This window comes from Isoptericola sp. NPDC056573 (assembly GCF_042793335.1).
Classification (GTDB): Bacteria; Actinomycetota; Actinomycetes; order Actinomycetales; family Cellulomonadaceae; genus Isoptericola.
In genome coordinates, this window is the sequence record NZ_JBHTUY010000001.1 from 603,938 (window position 1) to 614,078 (window position 10,141).

The following is a 10,141-nucleotide window of genomic DNA, read 5'->3' on the forward strand; positions in this document are numbered from 1 at the left end:
GATCAGTCGGCGGAGTGGCGCGCGGTCAGCAGGCGCCGGAACGACGCGACGCGGGCTTCGCGCGCCGGGCGCTCGTCGTCGGACGACGCGGCGAGCCAGTCGTCGAGCGCGCAGTCTGGGGCGTCCGCGAGGTGGGTGCAGCCGCGCGGGCACTCCTCGGCGACCTCGGCGAGGTCCTCGAACGCCTGCAGCAGGTGGTCCGTCTCGACGTGCGCGAGCCCGAACGACCGGACGCCCGGGGTGTCGACCACCCAGCCGTCGTGGTCGCCGTCGTGCCCGACCGGCAGCCGCAGCGCGACCGCCGAGGTGGACGTGTGGCGGCCCCGGCCGGTGACGTCGTTGACGACGCCGGTGGCGCGGTCGGCGTCGGGCACCAGCGCGTTGATGAGCGTCGACTTGCCGACGCCGGAGTGTCCCACGAGCACCGACGTCCGCCCGGCCAGGCGCTCGCGGACCGCTTCGACGCTCGCGGGGTCGTCCCGATGCGTGACGACGACGTCGACGCCGATGGGGGTGTACAAGTCCCGCAGGGGGGCGGGGTCCGCGAGGTCGGCCTTGGTGAGGCACAGCAGCACGTCCATGCCGGCGTCGTACGCGGCGACGACGCAGCGGTCGATCATGCCGGTGCGCGGCTCGGGCTGGGCGAGCGCGGTGACCACGACCAGCTGGTCGGCGTTCGCCACCACGATCCGCTCGTAGGGGTCGGTGTCGTCGGCCGTGCGCCGCAGCACCGACGACCGGTCCTGGATCCGCACGATCCGCGCGAGCGTGCCCTCGTCGCCCGACGTGTCGCCGACGACGTCCACGCGGTCGCCCACGACGACACGGGTGCGCGTGAGCTCGCGCGCCTTCATCGCGAGGACGGTGCGCTCGTCGGCGGTGCCGTCGTCGACCACGAGGGTGTACCGGCCGCGGTCGACGCCGGTCACCATCCCGACCTCGGCGTCGGCGTGCTCGGGGCGCTGCTTGGTGCGGGGCCGTGAGCCGCGCTTCGAGGGCCGCGCGTACTGCGCGTGCTCGTCGACGGCGCGGCGGGCCATCAGGCCTCGCCCTCGGTGACGGGCCGGGTGACGGGCCCGGTGGGGGCGCCGACCCCCAGCATCCGCTCCCACATCCCGTCGAAGCCGGGCAGGGTCTTGGCCGTGGTGCCGACGTTCTCCACCCGCACGCCCGGCACCCGCAGGCCCAGGACGGCGGCCGACGTCGCCATGCGGTGGTCGGCGTAGGTGCGGAACAGGCCGCCGTGCAGCGGCCGCGGCGTGATGACCAGCCCGTCGCGCGTCTCCTCGGCCTGTCCGCCGAGCCGGGTGATCTCGGTCGCGAGAGCCGCCAGGCGGTCGGTCTCGTGACCGCGCAGGTGCGCGATGCCGCGCAGGCGGCTCGGGGAGTCGGCGAGCGCGGCGAGGACGGCGAAGGTCGGGGCGAGCTCGCCCGCGGCGTGCAGGTCCAGGTCGGCTCCGCGGACCTCGCCCGTGCCGGTGACGGTCAGGACGTCGCCGTCGAGGCGGGCCTGCGCCCCGAGCCGGGCGAACAGGTCCGGGAGCAGCGCGCCCGGCTGGGTGGTCTCCGTGGGCCAGCCCGGCACGCGGACGCTGCCGCCGCCCACGACCGCGGCGGCCAGGAACGGCGCCGCGTTGGACAGGTCCGGCTCGACCCGCACGTCGCGCGCGGCGACCGGGCCGGGGGTGACCTGCCAGATGCCGTCGCGCGAGTCGTCCACCTCCACGCCGACGTCGCGCAGGGTGGCCACGGTCATCGCGATGTGCGGGAGGCTCGGGAGGGTGGTGCCGATGTGCCGCAGCGTGAGGCCGCGCTCGAAGCGGGCGCCGGCGAGCAGCAGGGCCGAGACGAACTGGGACGACGCCGACGCGTCGACGTCGACGGCGCCGCCCGCCACCCGGCCCGTGCCGTGCACGGTGAACGGCAGGTGGGTCGGCGTCCCGCCGTCGGGGGAGGTGACGCGCACGCCCAGGCTGCCCAGCGCCGCGAGCACCGGCAGCATCGGCCGCACCCGTGCCTCGGGGTCGCCGTCGAAGCGGACCGGGCCGTCGGCCAGCGCCGCGACCGGGGGGAGGAACCGCATCACCGTGCCCGCCAGCCCGGTGTCGACGTCCACGTCGCCGCGCAGCGGGCCCGGGGTGACGTGCAGGGTGCTCGGGTCCTCGCCCTCGTCGATGCCGGCGCCCAGGGCGCGCAGCGCGCCGATCATGAGGTCGGCGTCGCGCGAGCGCAGCGCCCCGCGCAGGGTGCCCGCGCCGTCGGCGAGCGCGGCCAGCACGAGCAGGCGGTTCGTCAGCGACTTGCTGCCCGGCACCTCGACCGTCGCGTCCAGCGGGCCTGTCGCGACCGGTGCGGCCCAGCCGTCGGCCCCCGGGTCGGGGGCGGCGGGCGGGGCGGCGTGCGGCGGGACGGCGGAGGTCATGGCTCCGAGGCTAGTTCACGGGACGTCTCCGGAGCGGCGCGTCTCGCGGCCCGCCGCGCCTGCCGCCGGAAGGTCAGACCGCCTCGGCGACCTTGGCGCGCAGCTTCTGGGCCTCGGCCTTCGTCGTGGCCTTCACCGCCTCGGCCTTCGCCTCCGCGAGGCGGGTGGCGTGCTCGCGCGCCTGCTGCACGCGGTAGGTCACGCCCGGCCGGCCCTCGAGGTCCACGCCCGCGATGACGGCGGCGCCGACCTTGCCGAGGTCCTTGACGAAGGCCGCGGTGCGCAGGCTGCGCTCGGCGCCCTTGCTGGTGAACGGCTGGTGGGCGACGGCGAGCGGCGCGGTGAGCGCGGCCAGCGCGAGCGCGGCGGTGCGCGGCGTGCGGCCGACGGCGAGCAGGACGCCGGCCGCGGCGGTCACGGCGCCGTGCGCCCGTACCAGGAACCCGAGCTGGCGGTCGCCGAGCGGCTCGGCGCCGACCGCGTCCGTGACGAGCCGGGAGCCCTCGCGGGCGGCGTCCACGTGCTCGGCCGGGTGCAGCACGGCCTGGATCCCGTCGTAGACGAACGGGGCGGCCAGGAGGGGTCGGGCGATACGGCGCAGCAGCATGGGCCCACTGTGGCAGAGCAGACCCGCGCTTGCGCGGCGACCGGCGGGCGCGGCGCGGCCGTGCGTCAGGCGGGCGCGTCCTCCCACCAGTCGTGGTGGGAGCGCGGGGGGCGGCGGGTGCCGAGGCCGTCTCGGCGGACCGTCCGGACGAGGCGGGCGGCGTAGGCGGCCAGGAGCAGGGCGGCCAGGACGAGGATCAGTGCGGTCATGGCAGTAATCCTTCGCGCGTTGCGGTCCTGCCACGAGTGGCAGAAGTGCCAGCATGCGTCGACATCCAGCCATCGACGTGGCAGCATGGGCGACATGATCCGCAAGGTCGCCGCCGTCGTCGTCCCCGGCGTCGCGCCGTTCGAGCTCGGGGTCGCGTACGAGGTTTTCGGCATCGACCGTCGCGACACGGGCGGCCCATCGTTCGACTTCACGCTCTGCGCACCCGTGCCCGGACCCGTGATGACCAAGGGCGGCTTCCCCGTCGTCGTGGAGCACGGCCTCGAGGCGCTCGACGACGCCGATCTCGTCGTCGCCGTCGCCTACGGCATCGACGACGACGGCGAGGAGGTCCTCCCGCAGGCCTACCTCGACGCGCTCCGGGCCGCCCACGACCGCGGCGCCTGGCTGTTCGCCATCTGCTCCGGCGCGTTCGCGCTCGCGCGGGCGGGGCTGCTCGACGGGCGGCGGTGCACCACGCACTGGATGTACACGGAGCGGCTCGCGGCCGAGGTCCCGACGGCCGACGTCGACCCCGGCGCGCTGTACGTCGAGGACGGGCGCGTGCTCACCAGCGCCGGCACCGCGGCGGGGATCGACGCCGCGCTGCACCTCGTGCGGACCGAGGTCGGCGCGGACGCCGCCCGCGCGGTCGCGCGGCGCATGGTGGTGCCGCCGCAGCGCGAGGGCGGCCAGGCGCAGTTCGTCGTGGACCCGCTCCCGCGCGACGGCGAGTCGCTCGCCGGCCTGCTCGCCTGGATGCGGGAGCACCTCGCCGAGGAGCACACCGTGCCCCGGCTGGCTCGCCGGGCCGCGCTGTCCGAGCGCACCTTCGCGCGCCGCTTCCGGCAGGAGACGGGCACGACGCCGGCCGCCTGGCTCGCGCGGCAGCGGGTCGCCCGGGCGCAGGAGCTGCTCGAGTCGACCGAGGCGCCCGTCGACGAGATCGCGCGACTGGTCGGCTTCGGCAGCGCGCCCGTGCTGCGGCACCACTTCGCTCGCCAGCTCGGCACCAGCCCGGTCTCCTACCGTCGCCGGTTCGCCGCACCGCTGGCGTCCTGACGCGGCTCCCGACCGGGGCGCCGACGGGCGTCCGCCTGGGAATGCGGAGCCCTCTTCCGCGGTTCACACCGACGTGAGCACCCGTACCTCGACGACGGCGACCGCCGTCCCCGCAGCCGGACGCGCGTCCGTGCGGCTGTTCGCCGTCCCGGCCGACGCCCTGACGGCGAACGCGGACGACGCGGTGGTCGGCCCCACGACAGACCTGCACACCCCGTGGATCGGAGGACCCCGCCCAGTGGCTGGACTAGGCTCGTCGGTGATGACCCAGGACCTTGGCCCGGCGAGCGGCGACGCGCCGCACGGGAGCACCCCGGACGGCGAGGAGATCCCCGAGGACACGGAGCGTGCCCCCGAGGGCGAGAGCAGCGCGGCCCGGGCCGAGCGCTTCGAGCGTGACGCCCTGCAGTACCTGGACCAGCTCTACTCCGCCGCCCTGCGCATGACGCGCAACCCCGCGGACGCCGAGGACCTGGTGCAGGAGACGTTCGCGAAGGCGTTCGCCGCCTTCCACCAGTACAAGCCCGGCACGAACCTCAAGGCCTGGCTGTACCGCATCCTCACGAACACGTTCATCAACAGCTATCGCAAGAAGCAGCGCGAGCCGCAGCAGTCCCAGGCGGAGGACGTCGAGGACTGGCAGATCGCCCGCGCCGCGTCGCACACGTCGCAGGGGCTGCGGTCGGCCGAGGCCGAGGCGCTCGACCGGCTCCCGGACTCCGACGTGAAGCGCGCGCTGCAGGAGCTGCCCGAGGACCGGCGCATGGTCGTCTACTACGCCGACGTCGAGGGCTTCCCCTACAAGGAGATCGCCGAGATCATGGGTACGCCGATCGGGACGGTGATGTCCCGGCTGCACCGCGGACGCCGGCAGCTGCGTGAGCTGCTCGCCGACTACGCCGCTCAGCGTGGCCTGGTCCCGGCTCGTGGAGGAGCGTCATGACCGACCCCGTCACCCCCATCCCGCACGACCGGGCCGAAGGGGAGAACGAGTGCGAGCACGCGCTCGTGCACCTGAACGAGTACCTCGACTCGGAGATGACGCCCGAGGACGAGCAGCGGATGCGCGCGCACGTCGCGCACTGCTCGCCGTGCCTCGCCGAGCTGAGCGTTGAGGAGCTCGTCAAGCAGCTCGTCCGTCGCTCGTGCGCGGAGCGCGCCCCGGAGACCCTCCGCGTGCGCATCCACGCCCAGCTGACGGTGATGTCCACCGCCGAGTAGGCCTCACGCCGGTAGTACGACATTCGCCGAGGTAGTTCCGGCAGGAGCCGTGGCCACGGGCCACGCGTCCACCGGAGCTACCTCGGCGAATGTCGTACTACCTCGGCGCGTCAGGCGTTGGGACGCTTGCCGTGGTTGGCGGCGTTGCCCTTGCGGCTACGACGCTTGCGACCGCGCTTGCTCATGGTGGTCTCCTCACGAAAGATGGACGAGGGGTCGGGTCCCATGGTCCCACACCCGAGGCCCGGGGTCGGAATCCGGGGCATCCCCGATCCGCACGGCCTCGGGCTCTGCCAGGGTGGTACCCGTCCCCAGCACGCAGCCCGAGCATCACAGGGAGCCTCATGAGCACGGAGTCGTGGGCGGTCGCCGCCCCGCAGACCATCGACGTCGAGCAGGTCACGGGGGTGACGCTGCGCCTGCAGGACGGGCGCGCCGACGTCGTCGCCGACCCGGCCTCGACGGGGGTCCGGATCGAGCTGCTCGAGGTGGGCGCCAAGCCGGTCCAGGTCGTGCGCGACGGGGACCGGCTGCGCGTGGGCTACGAGAGCTCGGTGCTCGACTCCGTGTGGGCGAAGCTGCGCAACCCGCGCCAGAGCGAGCGTGCCGTCGTGCGCGTCGTCGTCCCGGCGGACGGGGCGGTCGACGTCGGCACCCTCGGTGCGGACGTCGAGGTGACCGGGGGCCGCAAGGTCGCGGTGAAGACCGTGACCGGCGCCGTGCGCACGACCGGGACCACCGGCCCGATGTCGCTCAAGACCGTCTCGGGCGCGCTGTCGGCCGAGGGGCACACCGGGGACGTGACGGCGAGCAGCGCGGCCGGGTCGATCGCCCTTGCCGGTGCGCTCGCGCGGGTCTCCCTGAACACCGTGTCCGGGGCCGCGACGGTCACCGCCACCCAGGCGAGCCCGCTGATCACGGCCAAGACGGTCTCGGGCGCGATCGACCTGCGGCTCCCGGCCGGCAGCCCGGTGAACCTCAAGGTGCGTGGGGCGTCCGGCCAGGTCGTGCTCGACGGCTCGGTGCTGCCGAGCGCCGGCGCGACCCTGGTCGTCGACCACGGCGAGCAGCCCGCCGACGGCCGCAGCGCCGCCTACCTGTCCGCGACGGTGACGTCCGCGCACGTCACCGTCGACCGCCGCTGACCGGCGCCCGCCCGGGGCGCCGAGGAGGAGGAGCACGATGACCGCACCGTCGGAACCGTCCGCACCCCACGTCGCCCTGCTGACCGACGCCTTCGGGCGGATCGCCGGGACGGTGCACCGCGTGCTCCGCGGGGCCACGGCGGAACAGCTGACGTACCGCCCCGACCCGGAGGCGAACACCGTCGCGTGGCTCGTGTGGCACCTGACGCGGGTGCAGGACGACCACGTCGCGGACGTCGCCGGCACCGAGCAGCGGTGGACGGCGGGCGGCTGGGCCGAGAAGCTCGCGCTGCCGTTCGACGTCACGGACACGGGCTACGGCCACACCCCCGAGCAGGTCGCGGCCGTGCGCGCCGACGCCGCGCTGCTGCGGGGCTACCTCGACGACGTGCACGCCGCCACGACGGCGTACCTGGGGACCGTGACGGCCGAGGACCTGGAGCGCGTGGTCGACACCCGCTGGGACCCGCCCGTCACGCTCGCGGTGCGGCTCGTCAGCGTCGTCGGCGACGACCTGCAGCACGTCGGCCAGGCCGCGTACGTGCGCGGCCTGGCCGAGCGGGCAGGCGTCTGACGGTCGCCGGCGGTCGCTCGCCGGCACGTCTCACTCGTCGGCGGGCAGCCCCAGCCACGCGTGCCAGCCGGTGTGCAGCACGAGCCACGCCATGAGGCCGTAGCCCGCCTGCCCCGGGTAGGTCGAGCCGTTGGTCGCGAGGTCCGCCAGCCACTGCTCGTGCTGCGCCAGCGGCGTGTACGTGTCGACGTACGGCACGCGGCGCCGGTTGGCGACGTCGGAGAACGCGGCCGAGAGGTCCGCGATGCGTCCGCCGTCCTCCGGCCGCCCCGGCGGCGGCCCGACGACGAACGCCGGGATCCGGCTCGTCTCGGCCACGTCGAGGATGTTCGCGAGGTTGAGCCGCGACCGCGCCACCGACAGCGACGAGTCGACGTCGTGCCGGCCGAGGGCCACGACGAGGCGGTTCTCGCACGTGTCCTCCGGGCCGAAGCGCGACTCCGTCTCCGCCTGCCAGCGGGCGCCGAGCGCCGAGCTGGTCTCCCCGGGCACGGCGAGGGTGAACGCCATCGCCGGCCGCCCGAAGCGGGTCCGGGCCATGACGCGCCCCGTCCACCCCAGGGCGCGGGCGTCCCCGACGCCCACGCTGAGCTCGTCGCCCACGACGCAGATGCGCACCTCGGTCTGGGTCACTGAGCCCTCACCGTCCAAGTCCTGTCTCGCAGTTGCGCGGCCATTGTCGCCGCCCGCCCGGCCGCGTCGCAGGATCCCACGCCGCGCGGCTCCCCGAGTAGTCAGGACCACAGCGGGGGAGGCGTGCCTGCGGCCCCGACGGGTCAGAGCAGCGTGGCACCCCAGCGCACGACGTGCTCGTCGCCCGGGGCGAGGTGGACGAGGTGCTCGCCGGTGTTGAACGCGTCGGCCACGCAGCTCATCGGCTCGGCGGCGAGGCCGAACCGCTCGTAGCCGGTGATGTGGTCGGCCGAGCAGACCTGCCAGCAGTCCATGGACCCGTCCATCCAGATCGCGGCGGTGCTCCCGTCGGGGCGGCCGAGCCGCGCCCACGACAGCCCGGCGTCGTCGCGGGTGGCACCCGTCCACGCGTCGTCGAGGTCCAGGCCGGCGAGCGACCGCGTGGTGCGCAGGTCGTACGGGCCGGCGACGGGCTCGGTGCCCGTGGGCAGCAGCCGGTCGTCGACGGTGACGTGCGTCGTGGCGTCCAGGCTGACCGTGCAGTCGTCCAGCGTGGCGCCGCCGGTGGACAGCCACGGGTGGAAGCCGACGCCGTACGGCGCGGTCCCGGTGCCGACGTTGCGCGCGCTGACCACGACCTCCAGGCCGGCGTCGGACACGGCGTACCGGGTGCGGAGCACGAGCTGGAACGGCCAGCCCTTCTGTGCGGGAAGGGCGAGCTCGAGCGTCACCGCGTCGTCGGCCACCTCGACGGGCGTCCAGCGGTACCAGCACACCAGGCCGTGCAGCGCCGTCCCGCGGTCGGGCTCGCTCACGGCCACCTGGTGCAGGACGCCGTCGGTCGTGTAGGCGCCGTCGCGCAGGCGGTTCGGCCACGGGGCGAGGACCGCGGCGTTGAAGACGGGGGCCGCCTCGTCCTCGGCGAACGGCACGAACACGTCGCGGCCGGCGACGGTGTACTCGCGCACCATCGCCCCGACCTCGGTGACGGTGGCCCGGTGCTCGCCGGAGGAGATGCGGAACTGCCGGCCCGACGGGGCGGGGACGGCGGGGGAGTCAGCGGTGTTCACGCTCACACCGTAGTCGGCACGCCGGATCGGTGCGGGCGTCGTAGCGTAGGGGAGCCAGATATCTGACGAGACGTCTCCTCGCGCGCGCGAGGGGTCCGCGCCGAGGGTCCGGGGGGCCCGGGGCGCCACCGAACGGGGGAACGATGGAGAAACAGGTGCTCGGCCGCACCGGTCGCATGGTGTCGGTCGTCGGCCTGGGAACCTGGCAGCTGGGGGCGGACTGGGGGACGGTCGACGACGACCAGGCCCGGTCGGTGCTGGATGCCGCGTTCGAGTCCGGCGTGACGTTCTTCGACACCGCCGACGTCTACGGCGACGGCCGCAGCGAGCAGGCGCTGGGCGCCTTCCTCGCCGACCACCGCGACGACGGGATCACGGTGGCCACGAAGATGGGGCGCCGGATGGACCAGGTGCCGGAGAACTACGTCCTGTCGAACTTCCGCGAGTGGACCGACCGGTCGCGCCGGAACCTCGGCGTGGAGACCCTCGACCTCGTGCAGCTGCACTGCCCGCCGACCTCCGTCTACTCCGACGACGAGGTGTACGACGCGCTGGACACCCTCGTCGCCGAGGGCGTGACGGCGGCCTACGGCGTCTCCGTGGAGACCGTCGACGAGGCGCTCACCGCCATCGCGCGCCCCGGTGTCGCCACCGTGCAGATCATCCTCAACGCGTTCCGGCTCAAGCCGCTGGAGCAGGTGCTGCCCGCGGCCTCCGCGGCGGGCGTGGGCATCATCGCGCGGGTGCCGCTCGCCTCGGGCCTCCTGTCGGGTCGGTACACCCACGAGACCACGTTCTCGGAGGACGACCACCGCACGTTCAACCGCGAGGGCAAGGCCTTCGACGTCGGCGAGACGTTCTCCGGCGTGCCGTTCGACGTCGGCGTCGACGCGGCCGCCCGTTTCACGGAGCTCGCCGGGTCCGCCCTGAGCCAGGACCTCACGCCCGCGCAGGCGGCCATCGCCTGGGTGTGGCAGCAGCCCGGCGTCTCCACGGTCATCCCGGGCGCGCGCAGCGCCGAGCAGGCGCGGCTCAACGCCGCGGCCGGCGACGCCGGCGTGCTCGGCCCGCTCTTCACGTCCGGCGTGCGCGAGATCTACGACGAGTCGATCAAGGAGCACGTGCACGACAAGTGGTGAGGCCGAGGGAGTACTGATCTCGCCGAGGTAGTCCGAAGGGCGGGCGTGATTATATGGGTTC

14 protein-coding genes are annotated in these 10,141 nt (G+C 74.7%); 6 read left to right on the forward strand and 8 right to left on the reverse strand.

The window, feature by feature from the left end:
• Positions 1–2: 2 nt before the first annotated feature.
• From rsgA to ACFQ8E_RS02670, 4 genes are all read right to left on the reverse strand, one after another.
• On the reverse strand, positions 3–1,040 hold the full coding sequence (gene rsgA, locus ACFQ8E_RS02655) for a ribosome small subunit-dependent GTPase A (RefSeq protein ID WP_430549008.1): 1,038 nt from the start codon (positions 1,038–1,040) through the stop codon (positions 3–5).
• Complete coding sequence (aroA, locus tag ACFQ8E_RS02660; RefSeq protein ID WP_430549009.1) at positions 1,040–2,422, reverse strand: 3-phosphoshikimate 1-carboxyvinyltransferase; 1,383 nt, start codon at positions 2,420–2,422, stop codon at positions 1,040–1,042. Before aroA ends, rsgA begins: the two co-directional genes overlap by 1 nt.
• Positions 2,423–2,495: 73 nt before the next feature.
• Positions 2,496–3,029, reverse strand: a complete 534-nt coding sequence (locus tag ACFQ8E_RS02665; RefSeq protein ID WP_430549010.1) for a DoxX family membrane protein — start codon at positions 3,027–3,029, stop codon at positions 2,496–2,498.
• Positions 3,030–3,094: 65 nt separating this feature from the next.
• Positions 3,095–3,238, reverse strand: a complete 144-nt coding sequence (locus tag ACFQ8E_RS02670) for a hypothetical protein (RefSeq protein ID WP_430549011.1) — start codon at positions 3,236–3,238, stop codon at positions 3,095–3,097.
• A 94-nt stretch (positions 3,239–3,332) separates the two neighbouring features.
• Between ACFQ8E_RS02670 and ACFQ8E_RS02675 the strand changes: the two genes are divergently transcribed.
• Positions 3,333–4,298, forward strand: coding sequence for a helix-turn-helix domain-containing protein (locus ACFQ8E_RS02675; RefSeq protein ID WP_430549012.1), 966 nt, complete (start codon positions 3,333–3,335; stop codon positions 4,296–4,298).
• Positions 4,299–4,361: 63 nt separating this feature from the next.
• Here ACFQ8E_RS02675 and ACFQ8E_RS02680 read toward each other — a convergent pair whose 3' ends face one another.
• Complete coding sequence (locus ACFQ8E_RS02680) at positions 4,362–4,496, reverse strand: hypothetical protein (RefSeq protein WP_430549013.1); 135 nt, start codon at positions 4,494–4,496, stop codon at positions 4,362–4,364.
• A 64-nt stretch (positions 4,497–4,560) separates the two neighbouring features.
• On the opposite strand from ACFQ8E_RS02680, the gene ACFQ8E_RS02685 reads away from it, so the two are divergent.
• Positions 4,561–5,241, forward strand: a complete 681-nt coding sequence (locus tag ACFQ8E_RS02685) for a sigma-70 family RNA polymerase sigma factor (protein WP_430549014.1) — start codon at positions 4,561–4,563, stop codon at positions 5,239–5,241.
• Positions 5,238–5,519 carry a mycothiol system anti-sigma-R factor gene (gene rsrA, locus ACFQ8E_RS02690; RefSeq protein WP_430549015.1) on the forward strand — a complete coding sequence of 94 codons (282 nt, stop codon included), beginning with the start codon at positions 5,238–5,240 and terminating at the stop codon, positions 5,517–5,519. The genes ACFQ8E_RS02685 and rsrA overlap by 4 nt, the downstream gene beginning before the upstream one ends.
• Positions 5,520–5,629: 110 nt before the next feature.
• Here rsrA and ACFQ8E_RS02695 read toward each other — a convergent pair whose 3' ends face one another.
• Entirely contained in the window at positions 5,630–5,704 is a 75-nt protein-coding gene (locus ACFQ8E_RS02695; RefSeq protein WP_099052597.1) for a 50S ribosomal protein bL37, read from the reverse strand.
• 159 nt (positions 5,705–5,863) lie between these two features.
• Between ACFQ8E_RS02695 and ACFQ8E_RS02700 the strand changes: the two genes are divergently transcribed.
• Positions 5,864–6,664 (forward strand): DUF4097 family beta strand repeat-containing protein, encoded by an 801-nt coding sequence (locus ACFQ8E_RS02700; RefSeq protein ID WP_430549016.1) that lies wholly within the window; start codon positions 5,864–5,866, stop codon positions 6,662–6,664.
• A gap of 37 nt (positions 6,665–6,701) precedes the next feature.
• Entirely contained in the window at positions 6,702–7,238 is a 537-nt protein-coding gene (locus ACFQ8E_RS02705; protein ID WP_430549017.1) for a DUF664 domain-containing protein, read from the forward strand.
• 30 nt (positions 7,239–7,268) lie between these two features.
• Here the strand turns inward: ACFQ8E_RS02705 and ACFQ8E_RS02710 are convergent, their stop codons facing one another.
• Entirely contained in the window at positions 7,269–7,871 is a 603-nt protein-coding gene (locus tag ACFQ8E_RS02710) for a GDSL-type esterase/lipase family protein (RefSeq protein ID WP_430549018.1), read from the reverse strand.
• A 143-nt stretch (positions 7,872–8,014) separates the two neighbouring features.
• Positions 8,015–8,941 carry an aldose 1-epimerase family protein gene (locus ACFQ8E_RS02715; protein ID WP_430549019.1) on the reverse strand — a complete coding sequence of 309 codons (927 nt, stop codon included), beginning with the start codon at positions 8,939–8,941 and terminating at the stop codon, positions 8,015–8,017.
• Between the two features lie 143 nt (positions 8,942–9,084).
• On the opposite strand from ACFQ8E_RS02715, the gene ACFQ8E_RS02720 reads away from it, so the two are divergent.
• Positions 9,085–10,080, forward strand: a complete 996-nt coding sequence (locus tag ACFQ8E_RS02720; protein WP_430549020.1) for an aldo/keto reductase — start codon at positions 9,085–9,087, stop codon at positions 10,078–10,080.
• Positions 10,081–10,141: the final 61 nt, after the last annotated feature.